General features: G+C 59.8%; 19 protein-coding genes. 9 read left to right on the forward strand and 10 right to left on the reverse strand.

What is annotated here, in order from left to right; all coding sequences use genetic code 11:
• Positions 1-110 precede the first annotated feature (110 nt).
• Entirely contained in the window at positions 111-941 is an 831-nt protein-coding gene (locus CV_RS07165) for an NAD(+)--protein-threonine ADP-ribosyltransferase (RefSeq protein WP_011135019.1), read from the forward strand.
• A gap of 193 nt (positions 942-1,134) precedes the next feature.
• Here CV_RS07165 and CV_RS22815 read toward each other — a convergent pair whose 3' ends face one another.
• The 5 genes from CV_RS22815 to CV_RS23430 form a co-directional block, all read right to left on the reverse strand.
• Positions 1,135-2,877 carry a ShlB/FhaC/HecB family hemolysin secretion/activation protein gene (locus tag CV_RS22815; protein WP_011135020.1) on the reverse strand — a complete coding sequence of 581 codons (1,743 nt, stop codon included), beginning with the start codon at positions 2,875-2,877 and terminating at the stop codon, positions 1,135-1,137.
• 2 nt (positions 2,878-2,879) lie between these two features.
• Positions 2,880-5,987 (reverse strand): beta strand repeat-containing protein, encoded by a 3,108-nt coding sequence (locus CV_RS07170; RefSeq protein ID WP_227590084.1) that lies wholly within the window; start codon positions 5,985-5,987, stop codon positions 2,880-2,882.
• A complete protein-coding gene (locus CV_RS24215) occupies positions 5,909-7,888 on the reverse strand; it encodes a YDG domain-containing protein (protein ID WP_043595751.1) in 1,980 nt (659 codons plus the stop codon). The genes CV_RS07170 and CV_RS24215 overlap by 79 nt, the downstream gene beginning before the upstream one ends.
• Positions 7,824-10,943 carry a GLUG motif-containing protein gene (locus tag CV_RS07180; RefSeq protein WP_147296202.1) on the reverse strand — a complete coding sequence of 1,040 codons (3,120 nt, stop codon included), beginning with the start codon at positions 10,941-10,943 and terminating at the stop codon, positions 7,824-7,826. Before CV_RS07180 ends, CV_RS24215 begins: the two co-directional genes overlap by 65 nt.
• A 295-nt stretch (positions 10,944-11,238) precedes the next feature.
• The gene (locus tag CV_RS23430) at positions 11,239-11,706 is read right to left on the reverse strand and encodes a hypothetical protein (RefSeq protein ID WP_147296201.1); all 468 of its coding nucleotides are present in this window, start codon (positions 11,704-11,706) and stop codon (positions 11,239-11,241) included.
• 787 nt (positions 11,707-12,493) lie between these two features.
• On the opposite strand from CV_RS23430, the gene CV_RS07190 reads away from it, so the two are divergent.
• The 8 genes from CV_RS07190 (at position 12,494) to CV_RS07220 (ending at position 20,132) form a co-directional block, all read left to right on the forward strand.
• Entirely contained in the window at positions 12,494-12,760 is a 267-nt protein-coding gene (locus tag CV_RS07190) for a phage tail assembly protein (RefSeq protein ID WP_011135025.1), read from the forward strand.
• Between the two features lie 191 nt (positions 12,761-12,951).
• Positions 12,952-15,678, forward strand: a complete 2,727-nt coding sequence (locus CV_RS07195; protein WP_011135026.1) for a phage tail tape measure protein — start codon at positions 12,952-12,954, stop codon at positions 15,676-15,678.
• A 189-nt stretch (positions 15,679-15,867) separates the two neighbouring features.
• Positions 15,868-16,119: a hypothetical protein gene (locus tag CV_RS07200; protein WP_011135027.1), complete on the forward strand. Its 252-nt coding sequence runs from the start codon at positions 15,868-15,870 to the stop codon at positions 16,117-16,119.
• A 427-nt stretch (positions 16,120-16,546) separates the two neighbouring features.
• Positions 16,547-17,212: a hypothetical protein gene (locus CV_RS07205; protein ID WP_011135028.1), complete on the forward strand. Its 666-nt coding sequence runs from the start codon at positions 16,547-16,549 to the stop codon at positions 17,210-17,212.
• 131 nt (positions 17,213-17,343) lie between these two features.
• The gene (locus CV_RS07210) at positions 17,344-18,330 is read left to right on the forward strand and encodes a hypothetical protein (RefSeq protein WP_011135029.1); all 987 of its coding nucleotides are present in this window, start codon (positions 17,344-17,346) and stop codon (positions 18,328-18,330) included.
• A 172-nt stretch (positions 18,331-18,502) separates the two neighbouring features.
• Positions 18,503-18,934, forward strand: a complete 432-nt coding sequence (locus CV_RS07215; protein WP_011135030.1) for a Mor transcription activator family protein — start codon at positions 18,503-18,505, stop codon at positions 18,932-18,934.
• On the forward strand, positions 18,931-19,539 hold the full coding sequence (locus CV_RS23440; protein WP_011135031.1) for a hypothetical protein: 609 nt from the start codon (positions 18,931-18,933) through the stop codon (positions 19,537-19,539). Before CV_RS07215 ends, CV_RS23440 begins: the two co-directional genes overlap by 4 nt.
• A gap of 26 nt (positions 19,540-19,565) precedes the next feature.
• Positions 19,566-20,132, forward strand: coding sequence for a hypothetical protein (locus tag CV_RS07220; protein WP_011135032.1), 567 nt, complete (start codon positions 19,566-19,568; stop codon positions 20,130-20,132).
• A gap of 159 nt (positions 20,133-20,291) precedes the next feature.
• Here the strand turns inward: CV_RS07220 and CV_RS07225 are convergent, their stop codons facing one another.
• The 5 genes from CV_RS07225 to CV_RS07245 form a co-directional block, all read right to left on the reverse strand.
• Positions 20,292-21,398 carry a 3-deoxy-7-phosphoheptulonate synthase gene (locus CV_RS07225; protein ID WP_011135033.1) on the reverse strand — a complete coding sequence of 369 codons (1,107 nt, stop codon included), beginning with the start codon at positions 21,396-21,398 and terminating at the stop codon, positions 20,292-20,294.
• Positions 21,399-21,550: 152 nt separating this feature from the next.
• The gene (gene dhbA, locus CV_RS07230; protein ID WP_011135034.1) at positions 21,551-22,315 is read right to left on the reverse strand and encodes a 2,3-dihydro-2,3-dihydroxybenzoate dehydrogenase; all 765 of its coding nucleotides are present in this window, start codon (positions 22,313-22,315) and stop codon (positions 21,551-21,553) included.
• 2 nt (positions 22,316-22,317) lie between these two features.
• Positions 22,318-23,196: an isochorismatase gene (locus CV_RS07235; protein WP_011135035.1), complete on the reverse strand. Its 879-nt coding sequence runs from the start codon at positions 23,194-23,196 to the stop codon at positions 22,318-22,320.
• A 5-nt stretch (positions 23,197-23,201) separates the two neighbouring features.
• A complete protein-coding gene (locus tag CV_RS07240; protein WP_011135036.1) occupies positions 23,202-24,809 on the reverse strand; it encodes a (2,3-dihydroxybenzoyl)adenylate synthase in 1,608 nt (535 codons plus the stop codon).
• Positions 24,806-25,984: an isochorismate synthase gene (locus CV_RS07245; protein ID WP_011135037.1), complete on the reverse strand. Its 1,179-nt coding sequence runs from the start codon at positions 25,982-25,984 to the stop codon at positions 24,806-24,808. The genes CV_RS07240 and CV_RS07245 overlap by 4 nt, the downstream gene beginning before the upstream one ends.
• Between the last annotated feature and the right edge of the window lie 173 nt (positions 25,985-26,157).

Genomic DNA, 26,157 nt, shown 5'->3' on the forward strand with positions numbered 1-26,157 from the left:
CTGTTTAATTGACTGATAGCCTGGCCGCTTGCCGTTGATGCGAGTCCGCTCGCGATCGGTTTCCGGCTGCGCGGCCTGGAGCGAAAATAGAAAGTCCGTAAATTTGCCCGATGCTATTTTTCACCGGTCTGCAAATGATATGGATTGATAAGGCCATGAATATTTCCCTTTCCTCCGCTGTGGCCGCCGCTTCCGTTTCCACGGCGTCCGTCGGCGGCGTCCCGCATGAAATCACTGGCGGCAACAGGCAGGAAAAACTGGCGCAATTGATGCGGCAGTTCGAGAGCGGCGGGCTTTATCTGAGAACAGTGTCGGACCATCGCGACGAATTCGAGAACACGTTCATGCCGAAGCTGGATGCCTGCCTGGGACACGGTTGCGATGAGCGGTACTGGTCTTCGGCCACCTTCATCCAGCAGGGCCTGAACGGCAAGGTCCATGACCCGCACGCAGACCGTACCGGGCTGATTATCAGCGCGGATGCGCGGCTGGGCGGTTTTTCGACTTTCGATGCGGCGACCGCCAATGTGCCTTCCGGCCTGGAGCCCAGCCAGTATTTCCCGGGCCAATTCCCGAAGTTCGACATGATGGGCGCCTATCAGGCCACCTGGAACGAGGATATTTTCTCGGTGGACGCCACTGCGGTGAGCGAGCAGCAGATGGATGAGCTGGGCATTCCCGACGAGTATCGTTCGGTATTCGACTTCGATCGGATACAGGAAAAGATGGCGCAGCCCAGGCTGGCCGGCCGGGAGGTGGAGCCGACCGAGGCCAAAATCTGCTACCAGCCGAAAGACGTGCTCGGCATCTATGTCGATGTCGATTCGCCGGCTTCCCAATCCAAAGCCAGGGAGTTGCAGCAAGCGATGCGGGAGCAGGGCTTCGATCTGCCGTTCATCGCGTATCGAGGCGGCGCGGCGCAGGAGTTGGCGTCGGTCTGAGGCCGCAGCTTGACGCGTGCGTCGAGAAGGATGTCGGCGGTGGCATCGCAGGCCGCGCAAGGGAGGGGCTGAGCCGCCGTCGCGCATTCTGATTGGTGTGGCCTTAAGGAGCGGATCACGGTTTTGTCGCGAAAGTAAGCATCAAACGCAACGCCGAGTCCCGTAGCGGGGACTCGGCGTTGTCATGCCGGATTCAAAACTGTTTGTTCAACTGTAGCCAGAATAATGCCCGTTTTTGATTGCTGACGATGGATGCTGGCGGGGAACTGCCTATTTTCTTTGCCAGTATCGATGACAGGTTCCAACCTTGCCCTCCGCTCCAATTCAGGCCAATGCCTACCCCGGATAGCGTAGCGGAATTCTCACCGGAGGCAAATGCATTCTTGTATAGCTGAACTCGGCCGGAGTCGATGAAGGCAATGCCTTGCCATGTGCCAGGTGCCGGCAGAGAAAAATTTTGGCGTAATTCTACCGTGGCGGCATAACCTTCCGCTCCCGCGGCAGCCCCTGATTCATAGGCGCGTATATTGTTAAATCCACCTAGAACAAATTGTTCTGAGGAGTCGAGGTTTTTATTGGCCAGCTGTCCGGTGATGGATAAATAAAGCGCGCTGCTGTTGGTCAGGCGTTGCAGGCGAGCCAAGCTTAATGTGCTTTTGAAAAAATGACCAGCCGTTTTGGCGCTTTCCGTATCTAATAGATTGGCGGCTTCATTGCGGAATTTCAATTCGCCGCTGGTAAGGGCTAGGCGCATGTTGCTGATGCCATGGCTGTCGAGTCGATCGCCTGAAAGCTCTACAATGACATTATTTGTCCGCCTGTTTTTATTCGATTGATTCGAATCTATATTGTCATCTAGGTTTTTTTGATTGACGGTCAGGCGGCCGATGAGAGAGCCATTTACGCTTCGAACGAAAAAATGGGAAAGCCATAAATCAGCTTCGCTGGCATTTCCATGTGCGCCTAGATTGGAAAAGTCGTTCTGCAATTTATAGTCCAGGTAAGAAGCGGCTCCACCCAGTAATGTCGCTTGTCCTGCCAGTGGGAATTGATAATCGACGCGCCCATAGCTTAGTCCAGAGCTGGTCAAACCGTTCACCACCAATTGATCGCCTTGGTTGAGCGGGTTGTTGATCTGCAGCGTCCCTCCGAGGCGAAGACGGCCAGTGTAAGTATTGCCGGTGTTGTCAAGCAGTACGCTGCCGGCGAATTTCGCTCCGGCTTGCGCGCTGACCTGCAGGTCTGAGGTTCCCGGGTTTGCCCCCGGGCGCAATACGCTGTGCACTGCAATGCCAGGGGTGTCGCTTAGTAATAATAAGCTGCGTTGCAACGGGTCTTCGCGGACCAGGTCACCACTTTGCAATGGCTTTAGATTAGCTAGTAAAGCCTTGTCTTTGACGCTGCTTTGGTTGTTTATCGTGATTTCCCCAAAGCGAGTTTCAATGATATTGATTTTTACCGTACCATCGCTTGGTGTTTGCGCTGGGATATAAGCTAATGAGATTGGGTAGCCATGTTGTTGATAATAGTGCGTAATTCTCGTGGCTAATTCTTTTAGCTGATCTAAATTTAATTCCTTGCCCTTGGCGTCCGCCACTAATTCAAGAAGAGTTTTATTATCAAAAACCGTATTTCCTTCCAGTACGATGTCTTGTACTAGCAATGTGCCCCCACTCTGTTTTGTAACGTCAACAGGAAGCTCAGTGGTGAGCGGGGTGTCTTTGATCGGGGTGGTTGGCTTGGGACGCTTCAGTTCTTGCAAGAGTTGACCGCTGTCGATATTGACAGATGGATTGGCTGCACCCGCCTGCACCGTCCAAATTGCCAATAGAGCATAACTTATCATGTGGACAGAATGGAGTGTGCCTGATTTCCTGGGATGCATATTGCTGGATTTTGTTTTTGCCAAGAAATATGGTTTCGAGCGTGATGTCATGGCTAGTTACCCCCGCCAAGAGTTTTACGGTCTGTTGACAATTTAACGCCGCCGTCAATTACATCGAGGTTCAATACGGTTTCAAAACCTGACAGGCCAGTATTGTTGTCGCCATGGTATTTTCTGTTTGCGGCGACATTGCCGGTTGCAAATGGCTTGGTAGTCAAGCCGTATGGCGTTGAGGAGGCTTGTCCATTGGCGGCCAGGGCAAGAATCTGTGCGGTAACGTCATTCTGGGTTTGCGTGATGAATGGGACTTGATTGGGGGAAATGGTAAGCGCAGTTGCATTGGATGGATCTTGTATGAAGATATAGTTTTGCGCGCTCAATCCGCTGCCCATGATCGCATACTGGCCAACCGCGCTATAAGCATTGCCGTTGGTGGTCCAACGTAATGTGCCATCCGTCGCATTGCTCAAGTTCTCGCCACTGGCGAAGTTTCCTCTGATTTCACCGGAAAGACCGTTGGGCGTCTGGCCTTGCTTGATGCCCTGCGCTTGCGAGAAGTAATACAAGGTGATCGGCGTAACCGAGGCGGTTGTCGTTACGCTATTGGCGATCGCGTAATTGCCGGCGTCGGCCCCGCTGGCGGAGATGCCGGCCACGGTGACGATTTTGTCTTTGCCGACGTTTTTATCGAGGAAGCTGGCGCCGGCAGCGGAGATGGTGACGATATCGCCTGGCAGCACGCCGCTGCTGGCCAGCGTGACGGCGTCGTTGACGGTGCCGTCGTAGATCTTGTTTTGCCCGGTGGCGCTGACGGTGAGGGTCCGCGGCGTGATGCTGGCGCTGGTGATGGCCGTGCCGTTGTTGAGGGTATAGTTGCCTGCGTCGCTGCCGCTGGCGGTGATGCCGGTGACCGTGACGGTTTTGCCATTGCCGACGTTCTTGTTGGCGAAAGTGGCGCTGGTATCGGCGAAGTTGACGGCATCGCCGGCCAGAACGCCGCTGCTGGACAGCGTCACGGTGTCGTTGACGGTGCCGTCGTAGATCTTGTTCTGCCCGGTGGCGCCGACTGTGATGGCCAGTGGCGTGATATTGGCCCTGGCGGTGGCAATGTTGTTGATCGTGTAATTGCCGGCATCCGCGCCGCTCAGCCCCACGGAGCCGATGGTGACCGCCAGATTGGCGCCGACGTTCTTGGTGGAGAAACTTGCCACGCCGCGGCTGGTGTCGATATTTACGCTATCGCCGCCAAGCACGCCGTTGAGTGCGCCGCCAGAGGCGTTGATGCTTGCGCTTGTGGTGCCGTCATAGACCTTGTTGTTGATGCTCAGGCTTGGCGCCGTCAGGATTTTTTGCGCAATCGCGCCGCTGGCCGCCAGGGTGGCGACCTGATAGTTATTGCCGCCATTGCCGTCATTGATCGCGTAGTTGACGTTCAGCGTCCGGCTGCCGGCGTTTTTGCTATCGAAGCTTTGGCTCAGCGTGGAGAAGCTGTCGCCGCCGACCAGGCCGCCGGTGAGCAGAACGGTTCCGGAGGAGCTTGCTGTGCCATCGTAGGTCTTGACGTCTTTCTGCGCGCTCAAAGTCAGCGCCGCTTTGTTAATGGTGCCGCTGGCGGTGTTCAAGGCATCAACGATGTAGTTGTTGCCGCCATTGCCATCGTTGACCGCGTAGCCGGCTTTGACTGACAGCGTGCTGCCATTGGCGCCCAGCGCATTCTTGCTGTTGAACTGTTCCGCCAGACCGCTGATGCTGTCGGAACCAACGAGTCCGCTCCCGCCGATGGCGACGTTTTGGGTGGAGCTTGTCGTTCCGTCATAGGTTTTGGCATCGCTCTGCGCGTTCAGCGTGATGTGGCGCGCATTGATGGTGCCGGTGCCGGTGAGGGTGCCGGCGTTGGTGACATAGTAGTCGGCCGCATCATGTCCGCTGAGGGTCAGATTGTTCACCGTGTAGCCTTCACTGCCGGCGTTGGCGCTGGCGAACGCGCCGCTGCCGCTGATAGTGACCGCATCGCCGGTGATGAGTCCCGAGCCGCCTGCTAGGCTCAAGCCGTTCATGGCGGTGGTGGCGTCATAGGTCTTGCTGACGCCGCTGATGGCGGAGGGCGTCAGCGCCTTGGGGGTGACGGTTTCCACGCCGGTGTAGACCAGGCTGTTGAAGTTGCTGCCGGTGATGTGGGCGTTGCTGCTGGCTAGGTTGTAATTGCCGAGGCTGAGGTTGTTGCTGCCGCTGTACGCGCCGCCGCTTGGGGCCAGGGTAAAGGTCACCGAGCCGCCGGCGCCGTCGCTGGCGGAGAAGTTGTTGCCGCCATTGGCGGTCACGGTCAGCGTCTTGATCAGATTGCTGGCGCCGTCGAGATATTGCGCGGTCGGCGGCGCCAGGTTGAATGCCGAGCCATAGGCCTGGCTGACATTGGCGGCCTTCACCAGCAGCACGTTGGCGGGGACGATGGTGTAGTTGCCGGGCTGGTAGGCGATGGCGTAGTTGGCGGCGCTCAAGCCGCTGGCGACCAGGCTGTTGGCATAGCTGCCTGCCGGATCGCCGACGCCGTTGCCGGCCCCCATGCCGCTGCGCGAGACGGACAGCGAGCCGGTCAGCACGGAGGCGGTTTCGCCATTGACGAAACCGGAATAGCTGACGCCGTTGTAGCTCCCTGCATTGTCGGCCTGGGTCACGATTTTGGCGTCGTTATTGGCCGTGATGGTCAGCAAAGCCTTATTGATCGCCGCCTGGGTGGTGGCGGTGGGCGTGTCGAGAATATAGTTGCTGGCTTTGCCGCTGCCATTGGCCAGGCTGTACCCGGAGGCGGTGACGGTGAGGGTGCCTGCATTGCTGGCGGCGCTGCCGAACGTGGCATTGCCATGGTTCAGGGTGAGCGTTTCGCCTGATACCAGGCCGTTCAGATTGCCCCAGTTGGTGATGGTGACGCCGGTTGTGCCGTCATAGGTTTTATCGGAGGCGGCCAGGCCGCTGATGGTCAGGTGCGCCTGATTGATGTTGGCGGTGGTGGCTGCGGTGTTGCTTTGCAGCGCGTAGTCGCTGGCGAGGCCCGTGCCATTGCTCAGCGTCAGGCCGCTGGCTGTCACGGTCTTGCCGGTGCCGGCGTCCTTGGTGTCGAAGTTGGCGGCGGCGGCGTTGAGGGCCAGGGTTTCGCCGTTGATGGTGCCTGACTGGTCAGGGTCGCGCTGGTGGTGCCGTCATAGGTTTTATTGGCGGCGCTGATATTGGCGGTGACGGTAACCGGCCTGATGGCGGCGGCCAGCCCGGTAGGCTGCGTCAATGTGTAATTGCCGGCATCCGCGCCGCTGATGGCGTAGTTGGCGGCGACGCTCTGAGCGATGACGTTGCCGCTGCCGTCATGGGCGACGTGGGCGCTGGCGAATGTGCCATTGCCGCTCAACGTCACGGCGTCGCTGCCGAGGGTGCCGATGCTGCCATACAAGGTGGCGGCATTGGTGCCGTCATACAGTTTGTCGAAGGCGCCCGCGCCGTTGACGCTGAGCGCCAGAGGCGTGATGTTGGCGCTGGTGGTGGCGGTGCTGTTGTTGAGCGTGTAGTTGCCGGCGTCGGCGCCGCTGGCGGAGATGCCAGTTACCGACACCGGCTTGGCGGTGCCGATGTTCTTGTTGTTGAAGGTGGCGCTGGTGTCGGAGAAGCTGACGGCATCGCCGGCCAGCACGCCGCTGCTGGACAGCGTCACGGCGCCGTTGACGGTGGCGTCATAAGTCTTGTTCTGCCCGGTGGCAGAGACGGTAATGGCCAGCGGGGCGATGTTGGCGCTGGTGGTGGCGGTGCTATTGATGGTGTAGTTGCCGGCGTCGGCGCCGCTGGCGGAGATGCCCGATACCGAGACGGTTTTGGCGTTGCCGACGTTCTTGTTGGCGAAGGTGGCGCTGGTGTCGGAGAAGTTGACGGTATCGCCGGCCAGCACGCCGCTACTGGACAGCGTCACGGTATCGTTGACGGTGCCGTCATAGGTCTTGTTCTGCCCGGCGGCGTTAACGGTGATGGCCAGCGGGGTGATGTTGGCGCTGGTGGTGGCGGTGTTGTTGTTGAGCGTGTAGTTGCCGGCGTCGGCGCCGCTGGCGGAGATGCCGGCCACCGATACCGGCTTGGCATTGCCGACGTTCTTGTTGTTGAAGGCGGCGCTGGTATCGGCGAAGTTGACGGTATCGCCGGCCAGCACGCCGCTGCTGCTCAGCGTGACGCTGGCGTTGACGGTGGCGTCATAAGTCTTGTTCTGCCCGGTGGCGTTAACGGTGATGGCCAGCGGGGTGATGTTGGCGCTGGTGGTGGCGGTGCTGTTGTTGAGCGTGTAGTTGCCGGCGTCGGCGCCGCTGGCGGATATGCCCGATACCGAGACGGTTTTGGCGTTGCCGACGTTCTTGTTGGCGAAGGTGGCGCTGGTGTCGGAGAAGTTGACGGCATCGCCGGCCAGCACGCCGCTGCTGGACAGCGTCACGGCGTCGTTGACGGTCGCGTCGTAGGTCTTGTTCTGTCCGGTGGCGCTAACAGTAATGGCCAGCGGCGTGATGTTGGCGCTGGTGGTGGTGGTGCTATTGATGGTGTAGTTGCCGGCGTCGGCGCCGCTGGCGGAGATGCCCGATACCGAGACGGTTTTGGCGTTGCCGACGTTCTTGTTGGCGAAGGTGGCGCTGGTGTCGGAGAAGTTGACGGTATCGCCGGCCAGCACGCCGCTGCTGGACAGCGTCACGGTATCGTGGACGGTGCCGTCATAGGTCTTGTTCTGCCCGGTGGCGCTAACCGTGATGGCCAGCGGGGTGATGTTGGCGCTGAAAGCGTTGACGACATAGGGGGCCAGCAAATAGTTGCCGGCGTTGGCGCCTGCCAGCGTCGGGGTTGAATTCAGCGTTATCGTTTTGCCATTGCCGACATTTTTGTCGACAAAATTACCGCTCAAGGAAGAGAGGCCGACGGTTTGTCCGGGTAGGATCCCCGCCAGGTTGGCGGTGATGCCGCTGGCCGCGGCGGTGCCGTCATAGACCTTGTTGCTGGCGGAGAAATTGGACAGCGTCAGTGGATAGTAAACTGCCGCGACCACAGGCGTGGTGGGCCCCGGCGTGCTGGTCGGTCCATTGGCTGTCTGGAATACCGGGTACAGATAAGCGCCGGTGCCCATTTTCCAGACCGTGGAAAAATCCCAGGCCGGGTTGGTATTGCCATTGGCTGTCGTGGCCGAGGTGAAGTTGGCCTGGGTTTGCATATTGGCCGTATTCATCCCGACCGCGTGAGTGGATGGGTCGGTGGCCCGCCCGCTGGTCGTGGTGTCCCAGAACGAGCTGCCGGTGATGGTGGTCGCCGCGCCTGTCAAACCGCCGTAGTTGGTGGTGCCGGCGGAGACGCTGACGTTGCCGACGGAATAGGTATTGACCAGCGTCGCGCCCGGATAGCCGATCAAGCCGCCGACATAGGTAGGGGGGGGAACTGTAGCCGGCTTGCGTCGCTGTCACATTGCCGCTGGCGTAATCGTTGGTATACGTGCCGGCGACCGCTTCGCCGACCAGCCCGCCTGCGCCCTGAATCAGCGCAGTGGCCGTGACGTTGCCGGTGGCGTAGGAATGGGTGATGTTGCCCGAGCCGACATAGCCGACCAGACCGCCAATATAGTAGCTGCCGTAATAGGTGCCGTTCGCGCCTTGCCCAGTCGAGATGACATTGCCTGTCGCGTAGACATTGCTCAGATTGCCGGCGACATTGTAGCCAACCAAGCCGCCGACGCTATTGGTATAGGTGGCGGACCCGTCTCCACCGGCGGCGGGGCCGCTGCTGACGGTGATATTGCTGCTGGAGTAAGAGTTGCCGATGTTGGCGTGATTCTGCCCGACCAGGCCGCCGCTATACCAGGACTGTGCGAGCGTCACGGTGCCGGTGGAATAGGAATTAGTGATCGGCGCATAATTCACGCCAATGAATCCGGCGTTATCGTCATAGCCATAATCGCCGGCTGTAACCGAGCCGGTGGCATAGGAGGCCGATACCGTTCCGCCGGCTGCATAGCCGATGAAGCCGCCGGTATACCCGCCAAACACCGCATTGACATTGCCGGTGGCGGCCGAGTTGCTGATGGTGCTGTTGCTGTATCCGATCAGACCGCCGATATAGTAATTGTGAGCCGCCACGTTGACCGCCCCGCTGACCGACGCATTGCTGATCGAACCGCCCGTGCTATAACCGACCAGGCCGCCGACATAGTCGCTGGCGCCGCTGATGCCCGTGCCATTCACCGTGGCTGATGATGTGACGCGATCCAGAGATCCCGTGTTGTAGCCTGCCACCCCGCCGATCTCGGTATTGGTGCCGCTGACGGTGCCGCTGACGGTGACGTTTTTAATCGTGCCGGCATTGTTGCCGACCAATGCGCCCACGGTCGCGTGTCCAGTCACCGAGGCATTGGCCAGCGACAGGTTTTGCACCGTCGCCGTGCCGCTGGTCGTGCTGAACAAGCCTGCGTTATTGCCGCTGGCATTGACCGTCAAATTGTTGATGGCATAGTTCAGGCCATCGAAATTGCCGCTGAACGCGACGGGTGTGAAATTGCTGATGGAAGAGGCATCGATGTTTGTGGCCAAAGCATAATTCGCGCTGGCGTTCGTCGACATCGACTGCAGCTTGCTTGCAGTGTTGATCAGCATGTATGGCGTGAATTTGCTGCCGCCGCTGACGGTGACATTGCTGAAAGTGGAAGGCGTTCCGAATACTGCCGGGTTGTAATAGAAATTGACCGCGCCGCCCGCGCCGCTGACATTGATGCTGCCGCCATTCATGACCACGGTGCCGGTGCCGCTGGCATTGGCATCCGCACGGGCCGACAAGGTGCCGCCGCCGGTGTTGGTGACGGTGCCGCCGCTGTTGAAACTGACGTTGCGCACCGCGGTCAGCGTCAATGAGTTGGCATTGCTCCAGCTGATGGCGTCGTTGACGTTCAGATCGCCGCTTCCCGCGACGGCGCCCTGGGTGGAGGAAATGGTGATGTTGTTGCTGCCCAGCAGGCTGCTGACTTGCGAGCCGGTGATATCGCCGCCGCTGGCGGCGATGGTGTAGTTCTGCGGATCTATCGTCCAGGAGCCGGTCGAACCATTTGAGGCCTTGGTGGAAATGTTTGCGTCGGGCGTGATCTTGACGTGGGCCCCGGAGGTGTCGATATGGCCGCCGTCGCCGCCGTCGGGAGCCGACGCATCCAGCGTGCCCGCCACGCTGGTCGTGCCAGCGGCCATGCCTGCCAATAAGGTGATTTTGCCATTATGGCTTTCCAGAGTGCGGGCTTCGATGATCCCGCTATTGTTGACGGCGCTGCCCAAGATGCTGTCGTGGGCGCCTGCGGTCATGATGACCTGGCCGCCGTCGGCCTGAATCAATTGCTGATTTTCGGCGAAGTTGTTCAAGGTGCTTTTATTGACTTGGATGCCGACCAGCTGGTTGTCGGCGAAGCCTACGGCGATCTCGCTGCCGCCGGCTAGCGCTACCGTGCCTGCAGTCGCTTCAATCGTTCCTTGATTGCTGACGGCATTGCCCAATAGCGCGACATAGCCTCCCTGTGCGGCGCTGATATGTCCCTGATTGATGATGCTTCCGCTTCCAGATCCTTTGAACTGAATCGTGTCATTACTCGAGTTGCTGCTTGGCGATAAAGTTGAGGCGACTAAACTGCCGACATTGATTTGAGCGTTGCGGCCAAATATCATCCCGTTGGGGTTGATGAGCCATAGTTGTCCATTGGCATTCAAATGGCCCATTATCTGGCTGGGTGAATTTCCCAGGATGTTGTTTACGGCTAGCGACGTGCGATTGGGCTGGATGAAATTGACGGTCTCATTGGGTGAGACATTGAAGCTGTTCCAGTTCAGAGACAGGTTTTGCGAGTTTTGAACAACTGTGGTGGTGCTGCCTGTTTGTCTGATGCTTCCATATCCATTCGCGACTTGGCCGCCGATCGGTGCTGCCGTGGCCCCATTGGTCAGGCAGGCTAACAGGCTCAGTGCGATAGGGGAGATTTTTTGGCTGGAAGACGACCGACGCTTCTTGGCGCAAGTATGTTCGGATACAACGGTCCATTGTTGCGTTGCATAGTGCCAAATGACATGATAAATGCGATTCATCGCCAGCTCCAATCAACTTATTGCGTGGATTTTCCAAGGCCCCAATATTTTGGTATTCAGTCAAGAAAGCTGTACCTGTTTTAATTGAAAAGCTTTGGATATGCGGGCTTCTCATGTCTGTATTTCAATTTCGCCTATTGCGTTGAGTGGCGGAAAACGGTTCGAGTCAAATTGGTTGCAGTAATACAGGTAGCTGTCTTGACCAATTTCGAGCGGTTTTTCCTGACGCAATGACGCTTTATAAGTGCACATTTTTCTTTTTACAATGCGATATGTCTTGGTATGATTTCATTATTCAATCGGCATGGTTTGCGCGAGAGAATATAATCTCCATGAGTGTGCGAGTGAGAACGCGTCGTAATATCAAAAACAATTTATTCATCTTTAAATCGGGCAATTGGAAGGGCGTAGCCCCTAAAATCGGCAATACGATTTTCCGATTCGGCGTATCCGCCATAACGGCGCTGTAATTTCGAGAGGCCGATTGCTTGTATCGATAGCGGGAGAGGGATTGCGCCGGTTGCCTGGCGTTATTTTGTCCTTCGAAACCCGCGTTATCTCCATTCGTCTGGTCTTGAGCCGAGACGATCATAAAGGCATGGGTATCCCAATCCGATGCAATCCCACGCAGGCGGCTTTTCGGGCGTTCGCTCCAGCATCCGGCGGCTGCGCCCGATTTGCCGGGCGTGCCTCGAAACCGTTTTCTGTCAGTCGATGGATGTATCAAACCATCCTGACGGCGAATGATGTTGCCGTGAGGCATTGTCTAGCTCCCGATCTGTAGAAAACGAGCGTTGCTGGAAACGATCGCGAACCTGCTCCCGCACGATCCTGAGCGGGCATGTGCCTGCGATGGATGGACCTGCGGACGCGGTTGCTGACGCTGCCTGCGTCTACTCCGGCGGTTCTGCATGGCTCGGCTTCGCCAAGCCTGCGGCCAGCCCCGCCAGTGGTTTCGAGCTGCAAGGCCTCCTTCATGGTGCCGGAGAAAATGTTTGAGCCGGCGCGGCTGACATCGCGGCATGGACACGGTTGCAACGCGTGCGAAACGCAAGGCGAACGGCTGCTCTGGCTGACCTGTATATCGGCGCTCAGCGCCTGGTCTTTAATATAATTGTTACAACTGATAAATCAAAATGTTTTTAATTGGTGCCGCTGGCCAGCGGTTTCCAGGCGAGGATGGGACTCGAACGGGGCGCTGCGGGCAGGGAGGGGGACGCCTCTGATGGTGTGGAACAGTGCGTAGCGCCGGGTCATGTGTTGAATGGCGGAGGCAGCGCTTGCTGGCGGCTGGGGGAGGGGATGGCGGGAGGGGTGAGGAGCAAGGCGCAAGCCATGCTGAGGTGAGGTGAGATAAATCCCAGGGGAAGTGCGTGATAATTGCGGGATACGCCGGGAGGTCCTGGGATGTAATGGGATGAAAACTGAAAGACTGTTGCAGCATATGAAACACCCCTCAAGCTGCCCGTCTTGCATTCGCTAATCCGCTTTCAAGGGCGTTTTCGGACGCCTCCTCAATACTGGCTCCATCACCAACGAAGGAGCCAGTCATGTCCAAGTATACCCTCAAATTCCCATTCACCAATGCCGGTGGCCAGCACATCGAGACGATAGAAATGCGCCGTCTCAAGCGCAGTGACCTCAAGGCCGCCGTCCAGTTCAGCAAGGATGATGTCGATCAAGAAGACTTCCTGCTGGCTCGCCTGTCCGGCCTGACCATGGAAGACATCGGCCAACTCGACATTGCCGACTCCAGGGCGCTGACCGACTTTTTTCGCCGTATGGCTGAAGGAAGCACCGAATCTGAAAGCAGCTGACGAAGCCCTGCTGTATTGGCTGCGGATTCAGCCGTCTGAAATAGACGCTCTCGACATGGAAGAGTACATGCAATGGGCAGATATGGCGGTGCGAGTCTGGAAAGCCCACAACCAGGAATAGGCTAAATCGTTCACGCACAACTTTGCCGCCATCGTTAATCGCTGGCGGCATTTTTCATATAGGCGGCACCATGGACAAAAACCTCGCGGTATCCATCAGCATTGGCGCGCATGCGGCATCGGCGCTTGCGGCATTTGGCAACGTCAAGCAAAGCTTGGCCGGCATAGGACAAGCCACATCCATGCTCAAGGCAAAGCAAAATGAGCTGGGAAGCGCCATTCAACGGCAAATGGGAACGCTGGCTCCAAAGACCCTTGCCGCGATGAACCATGATTATGAAAAGCTGGGCCGTGCCATTGATAGTTTGCGGCTGAAACAAGAGAAACTCGCCTCCAGCATGGCGCGCGGTGAAACGCTGAAGGGCCGCCGTCAAGAGCATTGGTCCGGTCTTCGGGAAAGTGCTGCGACAGCCGCCGCTGTCGCCTTGCCTGTTGGAAAGTCGGTCCAGCTGTCCGCATCCTATCAAGACGCCATCAAGGATATTGCCATTACCGGTGACCTCGCGCCAGCCGCTGAAGCGGCGTTAGGCCAATCGGTGCGAGCGGCGGCCCTGCGTTTCAATCAATCTCAATTCGAAATCGCCAAGGGCGTCGGCATCCTGATCGCGGAAGGCATGAGCCCGGACAAAGCCTCCAGTCAAATCGGCCTGCTGGCCAAATTCACCACTGCCACTCGCGCGGCCATGGCAGATGCCGCGCGCATGAATGTCGCATTTGATCAATTGGGGGTGAAAGACAAAGAGCTGGCATTCAATCAAGCCACCAAGGCGGGGAAGCAGGGTTCATTTGAAATTCGGGATATGGCGAAATGGTTTCCCGATTTGGGCGGCATGATGAAGTCTATTGGCGTAGAGGGGAATGAGGCGGTGGTCAACATGGCCAGCCGCCTGCAAATTGCCAGACGAACGGCAGGCAATAATGATGAAGCGGCAAATAACTTTAAGAATTTCCTTTCTAAACTCACATCGCCAGATACGCTGAATGATTTTGCAAAGGTAAATATCGATCTGCAAGGCAGTTTGTTGCGCTTGGCACGTCAAGGGCTGGACCCAGTAGAGGGCGCGGTGGGCGCGATCATGGATAAAATGCGCCAATCATCGCCCCAGGCGGTAAAAGAGTTGGAGAAATTATCGGCGGAGCTGGCCGCTATCAAAGACCCTACCGAGCGCGCCGCCGAAATGGCGCGGCGACGCACCATGATTGAAGCCATCGGCAATCGCGCAGGGCTGAGCAGCATGTTCCAGGACATGCAGGCCATGAGCTATCTGCTCGCCGAAGTGCAAAACCGCAGCGACCTCAAGAAAATCCAAGAGGAGGTTAAAACCGGCAAAGGTAAAAGCGGTCAATCGCAGATTGACGAAGACTTTGCCAAGCGCATGCAAGGGGCCAGCGAGCAATTCAAACAGCTCAAGATCGGCTTGACGGACATCGGCATTACCATCGGTGATGCCTTGCTCCCCAGCCTTGTGAGCGCGGTGGACGCCATCAAACCCGGCGTCAAAGCATTTGGAGACTGGGCCAAACAGAATCCAGGCTTGTTAAAGGGCATTATCGGCGTGGTCGGCGGGCTCACACTTTTACGAACGGCCATGTTCAGCCTTAAACTACTGGGCAACCTGATGTTTTTGGCGCCCAGTAATTCGATATTCACCCGCTGGATGAGCCTGACCAGCAGAATCACCACCCTCCGCGCGCTGCTGGCGGGCGGCATGCCGCGTTTGCCCTTGGCGCTCCCTCGTGTGGCAACAAGCGGCATCGCCAACCTTGCGCCCCGCTTGTTGGTGGGCTTCCAAGCCGTCCTGCCTTGGATTGGCAGGGTGGGCATGATGCTGCTGCGGTTGTCGCCGATCGGCCTGGTGCTCTCGACCGTGGGCCTGGTGGTGTACAAGTATTGGAAGCCGATCAAAGGCTTCTTTGTCGGACTGTGGCAAGGTCTGTCCAGCGTGGCCGGGCCGGCCATCAAGTCGCTCATCCAGTCGGTTATCGGGTTTGGAACATCCATTGGGCGGCTGCTCCTCTCCATTCCAGGCGTAGGCTTTGCCTTCCGGGCAATCAGCACCATCGCGGCCCCGCTGTTCTCTATGTTGGTTAACGGCGTGAAAGCCGTATGGAACTGGTTTGCCAACCTGCTCGAACCCGTGGACGACGTAGGGGGCAAAGCGCAGAACATGGGCCAAAAGGTCGGCGTGGTGCTGGGTGGCATCGTCAAGGGACTGATTGATTTGCCAACCAAGTTCATCAAACTGGGAACGGATTTAGTCGATGGCCTGGTCAACGGTATTCGGGCCAGGATCGGCAGCGCCGTCCAAGTCGTGGAGGAACTGGGGAATAGCGCCATCGGCAAATTCAAGTCTGCGCTGGGCATCAAGTCCCCTTCGCGGGTGTTTATGGGGTTCGGTGACAATATTGCTCAGGGCACGGCAATCGGTGTCGCCCGCACGGCGGGTGTCGTCGCTACGGCCACGGCAGGTATGGCGTTGGCCACCACCACCGCGTGGGGCAAACCCACATTGCCGCCGCCTTCCGTTGGCAAGCGCCCGGCCATCACGCAGCAAGCCCAGCTGGCCGCCGTCGTACAAGCTGGCGCAGGCGCGTCAGCGCCCAATGCGTCCCGCCAGATGGCCAGCCCCGCCGCAACGGGCAATGTCACCGTTAACTTGTATCAAACCTTCCATATCGACGGCGGAGGCAAGAACGTCAAAGAGCAGATTCTGCAGGCAACACAGCTAACAGTCCGGGAGCTGGAAAAAATGATGGAGCAGGTCTACGCCCGCCAGCAGCGGCGAGCATTCAACTAAGCGTTTCACTCCTTCAGATGGCCGCCGGCTTGGCGGCCATTTCGCATTCCTTGCGCCCCTCCAGGCTCGCCGCCGTTTTGGAATTCACGCATTCCAGCCGCCTCCAAACAAATAGCCGTTTTGCATCTATGCCACAGCACCCGCAGCGCCTAGGCTGGAAAGCGTCGAACCCAACCAAGGAACTACGCCATGAAGACGACTGAAGCCCGCATTCAGACCCTCGAAGCCCAAGTGAACGCCATGGCCCGCGCATGGTTGTATCTGGCCTCTGCCGTAGAAAAGGATGTTGGCGTCTCGCTGGAGCAAATGGAACAGCGCCTACAAGAAACACGCTGGCCGCGCCACCCGGACATTGACCAAGAAGCACGCGCCACCTTGAGCTGGCTATGTGGTCAACTCTCTGATGCCCGTAAGGTGAGATATGTACAGGGCCACTCATGAGCCGGAAATAGCAGCAGGCCATGCAAGCGCATGTCGCCGCGCTTGCATGGCTCGGATGGGCGATGTCCCGTCCAAGCCGCCAAGCCCGCTTTATAAAGCTTTACGGGCGGCAAGCCGGGGCAAGGATAAGGGCCGTGGCATCACCCACCAATGGGACAGGTAGCGTTGCGGGAGGGATTTTCACGGGTTGCAAAGGTGTTGCAGATTCCGGTATCCTGAAACTCGGTGCTCAAAACACCTACTGTCAGCGGTCGCCGCGCCCGAAAGATATGCGGTTTTTTTGCGTCCATAGATTTCCTATGGCCGGGTGTGAGGCTAATACAAGACTCCCGCAAGGGGGGAATACGCCCGCCGTCTGACAGCGGTTTTGAGCCCCCGGCCACCCTCTCAAAAAGGGTAAATTCAAAATATCTGTCAGGAGGCCATCATGGCTGCTCAATCCACCCGCTCTGCATCTGCCTGCCCTTCTCATCAACCCGATGCTTTCGGTTATTCCGAGATCGCCACGCGCTTAAGCTCGATTGATCTGCCTCATGTCAGCCATGATTTGGCCGAGGCCTGCCACCGCAGCAAAGCCTTGCTGCGTACCCTGCATTACCAACTGGAAAATGGCTATGACAGCATCCGTTTAGCGGATGTGACCGCCTTGGTCGAACTGGCCATGAGTGCGCTGCCCGATTATGAGTCCGAGGTATTCGACAACATTGACCAGTTCGATACCGACGCCCGCCAAACTATGCGCAAGCTACTGCTTCAGCAGCAGGCATTGACCGCCGTGCTCAATGCCATGGAGTCGGCGGCGAAGCCTGGAGCAGGCCTGGAACAGATCAGAGAGGCGGCCACGACCATTTACGACAACGCTGCCTTGCTGATCGACGGCGAGCGCCATTGGCAGGCGTTCTGCGCCTTGGTGAACGGGCGCGGTTTTCAGCTGCTATGGATCGACTGGGGCAACGGCACGCTGCCGCGCCCGGAAATCCACACCAAGGCCACACTGAAGGCCCGCCGCAGAGTAGAACACAAGCAAAATCAATACTTCAAAGCAATACAGGATCAAATGGCCCAGTCCTCAGCACCGGATGCCGGTAACTGACAGCACGCCCCCGAATATCGGGGGCGTTCGTTTTTAAACTGTTTTGGACAACGCCGTTTAAAACCTTCGAGATACTGACGCGATCATGGCCAGAACCATGACCCCTCGACATGCTGCGCAAGGAGAAAACCATGGCACGCACCGCCAGCACCAAAGCCCCGAAAGCCGCCCCCGCCGTTGAGTTGCATCATGATGATGTCGTTCCAGTGAACGTGATGGCTATTGCCCAGGCCAGCTACGGAGAAGACCGCGACCTACTGAATCAGTTACTTGGCCAGGCACAAATGGCCGACGCAGTTGCAAAACTGACCGCGACGGTCGCGGTTTCCAAAATGGCTTACGTTAAGGAAAATAAGCTTTATCAAGCATTGTCAGGGATGAAAGACCGCGACGGTCGCGGTCTGAGTGGGACGTGGGAGGAGTTTTGCAAGTTGCTTGGCACGTCCGCTCCGAAGGTCAACGAGGACATCAACAACCTTCAATCCTTCGGTGAAGAAGCCCTGGAAAGCATGTCCCGCATGGGCATTGGTTACCGCGAACTGCGCCAGTTCCGCAAGCTGCCGGATGACAGTAAGGCGGCGCTGATCGAAGTGGCCAAGATCGGCGACAAAGAGGCGTTCGTCGAACTGGCAGAGGAGATTATCGCCAAGCATGCCAAGGAAAAAGACGTGCTAACGCAACGCGTAACGGAGGCTGAGGCCGATCTGGACGCGCGAGCGCGGGTGTTGCAGGACAAGAACAGCAAAATTGATCGGTTGACCGAGGAAGTGGCCAAGCTCGCTAATCCATTGCAAACCCTCCCATGGGATGAGCGCGTAGCACCGTTCCAGCAAGAAATTACCCAGCGGCAAGCATTGCTTGATGCCGCGCTTGCCAAGCATCTAGAAGCCGTCAAAGCACTGGATGCATGGTTCACCGCAGAAGCTACCCAGTCTCTGGACCATGATCCGGAAGCGCCTTGGGAATTGCCACCTGCGGTACGTGCCGTCGTGCTGCATTTGGATGATGCGGTTAACCGCTCCGCAATGCTGGTGGCCGAAGTGCGCAACGAGTTGGATAAGCGATTTGGCGGAGATATTGCAGCAGCTCGCAGCAATGTTTTACGTGAAGAGGCTTGAGATGGTTTGACCTGCGATATGAGCCGCCAGATCAGGCTGATCTGTTCAAGCACCAGTCCCCCGTTTATCGGGGGATTTTTTCATCACTAACGTACATTAAGTATCGCTCAACCCCTATTCCTAACGATCATTACGAAAGGCTTGGAAACTTGATCAGACAGGAGGAGGGGCGATGAGACCGAAGGAATTCACAGCAGGCCGCAAATGGAAATCGACTGTGAGCGGAGCAGAAATTACGGCGAGTTTGGCAGCGGTGATCGGGCAGAGCCTGCAAAAACGCGGATTGACCGAGCACGATTCAGACGATATTGCCCTTGAGGTTATGCAAGAAGTCCGCCGCACCTATGGTGGACAAAACTTGTACTTTCCTCTGGAGCAAGGTCAATCGATTTCTGAGCGTGATGCAGAAATATATCAACGATACACCAAGGGGGAATTGTCAGTACAAGAGATCGCCCTAGAATATAGCATCAGCTTGCAATGGGCTTATCACATTATCCGCACCGTCAGAGTCAAACAACAACAAGAGCAAGAAGAGGAAAAACAAGCCCAGCGAGAAAAGGAGCGTACGCGATGGAAGCGTGAGAACTGGGGTTCGGAATGAATAAGCAGCATCGGCTATTTCAAATATTCAAGACGGGTACATTCGGTAGCATGGGTGGCACATCCCTATCTTTCAGCGAGGGTGATTTGCAGATGACTGCCAGCGCCTACAATCCGCAGCGCTATGCCGCGCCGTTGGTTATAGGCCACCCGCAAGATGATAAGCCCGTCTATGGGAAGGTAACCGGGTTATTTGTCAAAGATGGCGGGCTATATGCCCAAGCCATTTCTGATTCGGCTTTGGAAACACTGGTCAAAGCGGGCCGCTACCGGAAAATATCCGCATCGTTCTTTCCTCCTTGGTCGAGTAACAACCCTACGCCGGGAGCTTACAGCTTAAAGCATGTTGGCTTTCTGGGGGCAATGCCGCCAGCCGTCAAAGGAATGGCCAACCCAGAATTTGCCGAGATGGCAAACTCATTGTGCTTCAGTGAAGGTTTTGAATTATCAAAACCAGCAACAGCAGCTTTTGCGGAATTCTCCAGTCAATCTTTCGAGCAGGGGCGAGCTGTACATCATCAGCTAACTCTGGATTATCAGCAAACATGTCCTGCGCTGTCTTACATGGAAGCAGCCACACTTGCCGAGCGAGTGCTGAACTTCTAATCACTATCTCTAAATAGGTATCTGGTATGGAAATCGCCCAAAAGCTCAAAGCAGCCCTATCCACCATCAATGGCACGTTGGCACAGTTGAAGACCGATCTGGCTGATACAAATGGCCAGATAGGTAGCATCAATGCACGCATTGCAGAGTTCAAGGCCATGCCGATAAGTCTGGGAGACTACAGTCTATACTTAAAGGCATGCATTAATCGCTGCGCCAAAGAACATATTGACCATTTGGAGTTTGAACTATTTCGCAACGCTCCATCGTTGGGCAGCACGCCCAAAAATAAGGAACCATTTTCTCGGTTTGATTTTGAAAATGGGACGGCCATGTTCCCCAATGGAATGTTTGGAGGGGATGCGCTATCTATTCAGGCCGTCTGCTTTTTCTTTGGGGATCAAATTTACGAGAGTTTCTTGAAGCATGCGCAGGGGAAGTTTGGAAATCGTTGGGGGAACGAGGAGTTCCCTTCCGTTGAGGAACGGTTCAAGATCATTGCCGACTTAGAGGCTCAACGGGAAGAGTTGGAACAAAAGCGTCTCCAGCTGGAAGCCCAGATTGATGAAATATCGGGCATGCTGTCATCCTGAGTCGCTGCATGTTGGAACGAAAAAGGCCGCAATGCGGCCTTTTTTGCAATTCCTTTGCAGCTTGTGAAACAATCTCGAACACCAATTATCGCGCACAATGGCGCTCAGTTTTCGCGCCGCGCTTCACCATGCCGGGAGGGCATGGCTTGCGGATGCGGCTCAGCTTTCCAGCAGCGGCCGCAGCTTGGCGCGCGCGTCGCGCAGGATGTCGGCGGTGGTGTGCCAGTCGACGCAGGGATCGGTCACCGAGCAGCCGTAGCGCAGCTGCGACAGATCGGCCGGGATGGACTGGTTGCCGGCTTCGATGAAGCTCTCCAGCATGAAGGCGCGGATGCTGCGGTTGCCGTGGCGGATCTGGGACACCGCGTCGGCCAGCACGCGCGGCTGCAGCGTGTGCTGCTTCCATGAGTTGGCGTGCGCGCAGTCCACCATGATGGCGGGCGGAATGTCGTGCTTCTTCATTGCCTGCTCGGCCAGCGCGATGCTCACCGAGTCGTAATTGGGCCGGCCGCCGCCGCCGCGCAGCACCAGGTGGCAGTGCGGGTTGCCGCGGCTGTTCACCACCGCCACCCGGCCGTCCTTGCCCATGCCGAGGTAGGCGTGCGGCGCGCTGGCGGAGACGATGGCGTTGAGCGCCGCGTCCAGCGAGCCGTCGGTGCTGTTCTTGAATCCGACGGCGCTGTCCAGCGCCGAGGCCAGCTCGCGGTGGATTTGCGATTCGGTGGTGCGCGCGCCGATCGCCATCCAGCTATAGAGGTCGGCCAGATACAGCGGCGACATCGGGTCCAGCGCCTCGCCGGCCAGCGGCAGGCCCAGTTCGGCGGCGGCCAAAAGGAAGCGGCGGGCGATGTGCATGCCCTCGTCCACGCAATAGCTGTCGTCCATGTAGGGATCGTTGATCAGGCCCTTCCAGCCCACGCTGGTGCGCGGCTTTTCGAAGTAGGCGCGCATCACGATCAGCAGCGTGTCGTCCAGCTCGGAGGCGAGGTCCGCCAGCCGGGCGGCGTAGTCCAGGCCGGCGCGCGGGTCGTGGATGGAGCAGGGGCCCACCACCACCAGCCAGCGCGGATCTGCTCCGCTCAGTACGCGTTTCACCGCCTCGCGGCCGGAATGGACCGAGGCGCTGGCGCGCGGGCCGGCCGGCAGGCTGCGCAATAGTTCGGCGGGGCTGGCCATCGCGCGGTAGTCCGCCTGGCTGGACGGCGGCGACGCGTGGCCGTGTTCGGGCGCGAGTAGGCCGTGTTCCGGCCTGGCAAGCGTTGTCATGATGTTCTCCACAGGATGATCCGCAAACGAGCAGCGGATTCAGCCCGTCGTTTGCGGCAGGGCCGGCGTCAAGGCCTGGCCCCGATGTCGGCGACAGGGCGGCCGCGCGCCGCCGGCGCGCAGGCCTTCTTCCCATCGCGGCGGCCGCATGTTCAGGCGGCCAGGGTGGCGCCGCCGTCCACCACGATGTCCTGCATCGTGACGTGGCCGGCCAGGTCGGAAGCCAGGTACAGCACCGCGCCGGCGACGTCGGCCGGGGTGGCCAGCTTGCCCAGCGGGATGCCCAGGCGGAACGCTTCCGGCTTGCCGGCGATGGTGCGGGCGGCGCCGTGCTCGTCCTGCCACATGCCGCGCAGCATCGGCGTGTCGGTGGAGCCGGGAGACACCACGTTGCAGCGCACGCCGTACGGCGCCAGCTCCAGCGCGGCGTTGTGGCTGAGGCTGGCCATCGCCGCCTTGGACGCGCCGTAGGCGGCCATGTCGATGCGCGGCACGTGGGCGGCGTTGGAGGCGACGTTGACGATGGCCCCGGCGCGGCGCGCCTTGAAGTGCGGCATCAGCGCGCGCAGCAAGTAGAACGGGCCGCTGACGTTGACGGCCAGGCATTGCTGCCAGTCGTCGATCGACAGCGCGTCGAACGCGCCCAGGCGCAGCACGCCGGCGGCGTTGACCAGCACGTCGGGCAGCGCGTCCTCCTCGGCCAGCCGGCGGCACAGCGCGGCCACGGCGTCGGCGTCGCGGATGTCCAGCGGCAGCTCGCGCAGCACGCCGCCGCGGGCGGCCGGGCTGTTGAATTTCAGATCCAGCGCGATCACCCGGGCGCCGGCCTCGACGAAGCGGCGCGCCACTTCCTGGCCTATGCCCTGGGCCGCGCCGGTCACCCACACGCATTGGCCGGTGAAATCCAGTCCGACCATGATCAGGCCTCCTGCGGCAGCTTGGCCTGGATGGCGGTCCACCAGCCGTCCAGCGTCAGGTCTTGGGCCAAATCTTCGAAGCCGATTTCCAGGCCCAGCTTCTGCCATTGCGCCACCAGCTCCATCACGCGGATGGAGTCCAGGCCGTAGTCCAGCAGGTTGTCATCGCCGGCCAGGCTGTCGTCGCCGTCTTCCAGCACCGTCAGCACCTGGGCCTTCAGCCATTCGCGGGTCAGCGCGGCGTCGCCGCCGGCCGCCGCCAGGTCGGATTGCGCGATCACCGCGCCGCAGCGGGTGGCCACGTAGCGCAACGCCATCTTGTGCTCTTCCTCGCTGAAATCCGCCACCGCGTCGCCGACCATGAAGGCCTGGATGTCGCGCATGAAGGCGTCGCAGGCGGTCATCATGCAGCCGATGTGGGCGTAGACGCCGCAGATCACCAGCTGGTCGCGGCCCCAGGCTTTCATTTTTTCCTGCAGATCGCTGCGCTGGAAGGCGCTGTAGCGCCATTTGACCAGCACGGTGTCCCGCTCGCGCGGGGCCAGCCGCGGCGTCACCGCCTGCACCGCCGGATCGGCGGTGGTGAGGCCGGGGCCCCACATATCGTTCAGCAGCGCGCGGTCTTCCGGCTTCTGCTCGGTCGGCTGCGCGGTGTAGATCACCGGCACGCCGTGGCTGTCGGCCCAGCGGCGCAGCGCCTCCACCTTGGAAACCAGTTCGTTCACCAGCGCGCTGTCCTCGCCGTAGAAGGCGAGGAAGTAGCGCTGCATGTCGTGGATCAGCAGCGCGGCGCGCTTGGGATCCACGCGCCAGGCGGTCTTGTTGGCGGGGAAGTCGGCCGCCTGCGGCAGCGGGTAGGCGTTCAGCTTGGGAATGCTCATGGTGTTCAGGCTCCGGCCGCGGCGGCCAGCATGCCGCGCAGCGCTTGTTTGTCTATTTTGCCGACGTGGGTCAGTGGCAGGGTGTCTAGCAGTTCGAAACGGTCGGGCAGCTTGTAGTCGGCCACGCCCTGCTCGCGCAGGAAGCGGCGCAGCGCCACCGACTTCAGACCGTCGCCACGCGGCACGATGAAGGCGCAGCTCTTCTCGCCCAGCATCGCGTCGGGCATCGCCACCAGCGCGGCCTGGGCCACGTGCGGGTGTTGCAGCAGCAGGTGTTCGATTTCCTCGGCGGCGATCTTCTCGCCGCCGCGATTGATCTGGTCCTTCACCCGGCCGACCACGCGCAGGTAGCCGCGCTCGTCGGCCACCACCACGTCGCCCGAGTAATAGAATCCCTCGTTGTCGAACACGCGGGCGTTGTGCTCCGGCGCCAGGTAGTAGCCGCGGAAGGTGTAGGGACCGCGGGTGGCCAGCATGCCCGGCGTGCCGGTCGGCACCGGATGGCCGGCTTCGTCCACCACCTTCACCTCGTCGGCATCGCTCATCGGCCGGCCCTGGCAGCCATAGACGATGTCATCGCCGTCGTCCAGGCGGGTGTAGTTGACCAGGCCCTCGGCCATGCCGAACACCTGCTGCAGTTTGCAGCCCAGCACTTCCGGCACCTGGCGGGCGGTGGCTTCGGCGAAGCTGGCGCCGCCGACCTGCAGCAGTTTCAGGCTTTTCAGCTGGGCCTCGCGGCCGGGCGCGGCCTGCAGCCACAGCGCGACGGCCGGCGGCACCAGCGCGGCGATGTCCACCCGGTGGCGCTCCACCAGCGCGAAGCAGGACAGCGCTTCCGGATTGGGCGCCAGCACCACCGCGCCGCCGGCGTGGAACACGCCGAGCGCGCCCGGCGAGCTGAGCGGGAAGTTGTGCGGCGCAGGCAGCGCGCACAGGAAGCGGGTATGCGGGCCGAGTTCGCAGATCTCGGCGCTGCGGCGCACGCTGTAGAAGTAGTCGTTGTGGGTGCGCGGAATCAGCTTGGGCGTGCCGGTGCTGCCGCCGGACAGCTGGAAGAACGCCACTTCGTCGGCGGCGCTGGGGCCGGCTTGGTCCGGCAGGCCGCCGCAGTCGCGCTCCAGTACGGTTTCCAGCTCGTCGTGGGCGAACAGGCGCACGCTCAGCGCCGGCGAGATCGCGGCCAGCTCGTCCGCCATCGCGTCGTCGCCGAACAGCGAATGGCGGCGGTCGGCGATCAGCAGCTTGGGCTGGATCTGGCGGGCATAGGCCGACAGCTCCAGCTTCTGGTGGCTGAACAGCGCGTTGACCGGCGCGGCGCCGATCTTGAACAGCGCGAACAACGCGATGTAGAACTCGGCGACATTCGGCAGCTGCACCAGCGCGGTGTCGTGGCGGGCCACGCCGCGCGCCAGCAGCCAGGCGGCCAGGTTGCCCGCGCGGCGGTCCAGCTCGGCGTAGCTGATCTCGCGCTCGCCGCACAGCACGGCGGGCGCGTCGGGACGCTCGCGGCATTGCCGCGCCAGCATCTCGGTCATCGGCTGGTCGTTCCAGTAGCCGGCGGCGCGGTAGCGCGCGGCCAGGTCATCCGGCCAGCGGGTGAAGGCGACGCTCATGCCACCGCCTCCTGGCCGGACAGGCCGAAGGCACCCAGCATGGTGCCGAGCTTGGCCTGGGTTTCCGCCCATTCCGCTTCCGGCGTGGAAGCGGCGACGATGCCGGCGCCGGCGAACAGCCGCACGCGGCGCTGGGCGACGGTGGCGCAGCGTATGGTCACCGCCCATTCGCCGTTGCCGTGTTCGTCGCACCAGCCGACGATGCCGCTGAACACGCCGCGCTCGAACGGCTCGATCTCTCGGATCAGTTGGCGCGAAGCCTGGGTGGGGAAGCCGCAGATCGCCGGCGTCGGATGCAGGCGGCAGGCCAGCTGCAGAATCGGCAGCGAGGGGTCGGAGAGCACGCCGTCTATCGGCGAGCCCAGATGCCACATCGCGCGGGTGGCCAGCAGCGTCGGCGCGGCGGGGATGTCCAGCCGGGAGCAATAGGGCGCCAGCACGTCGCGGATATCGTCTATCACCAGGCTGTGCTCGTAGTGGTCCTTCGCCGAATCCAGCAGCTTGGCGCTGGCGGCGGCGTCAGCCGCCGGGTCGCCCTGGCGCTTGGCGGAGCCGGCCAGCGGGAAGGTGCGCACGCGCGCGCCGTCCTTTTGCAGCAGCAGCTCCGGACTCACGCCCACCAGGTGGCCGCCGTCGGCCAGCGGCAGCTGGAACTGGTAGCCGTTGGGATTCTGCGCGCATACCGCGTCGAACACCCGTTCCGCCGACACCGGGCGCTCGAAGTCCACCTCCAGCACGCGGGACAGCACCGCCTTGCGGATCTCGCCGCGGCCGAATTGCTCGATGGCCTGGCTGACCGCCGCCTTGAAGCCTTGCTCGTCCGGAATGCTGCGCGCGCTGACCACCTTGCCGCCGTCGCCGGCGCGCTGGGCGGCCGCCAGCAGGCGCTCGCCGCGGTCGAAGAAGGCATGGCGGGCGGGGATGAACAATTCGGAAGGCTGGTCGATGTCGAAGGGGATGGCGCCCATCAGCACTGGGGATTCGATGCCGCCGGCGCGGGCGCGGGCGAAGGCTTCCGCCACTTCGAGGCTAAAAGCGCTGCGGGGATCCAGCGCGCCGCGGGCGGGCGTGCGGATCCGGGAATGGACACCGCCGGCCTTCAGGCTGCGGTGGGACGACATGAAATAAAACTCGCCGTCTTCGGCGTTGCCGGTCAGGGCCGACGCGGTGTGCATGATTGCGCTCCGATGATAATGATAATAATTATCGTTCAATGTATATTCAAAGCCATCACCTGTCAATTGTTGAATGCCCCTGTTCATGCTCGGGAAATATTGAAAATATTATGAATAGCTATTTGTAGGGTTGTAATTATTTATTAAATGACAATGATGGGAATCATGTGCTT

It is taken from the genome of Chromobacterium violaceum ATCC 12472 (genome assembly GCF_000007705.1).
GTDB lineage: Bacteria > Pseudomonadota > Gammaproteobacteria > Burkholderiales > Chromobacteriaceae > Chromobacterium > Chromobacterium violaceum.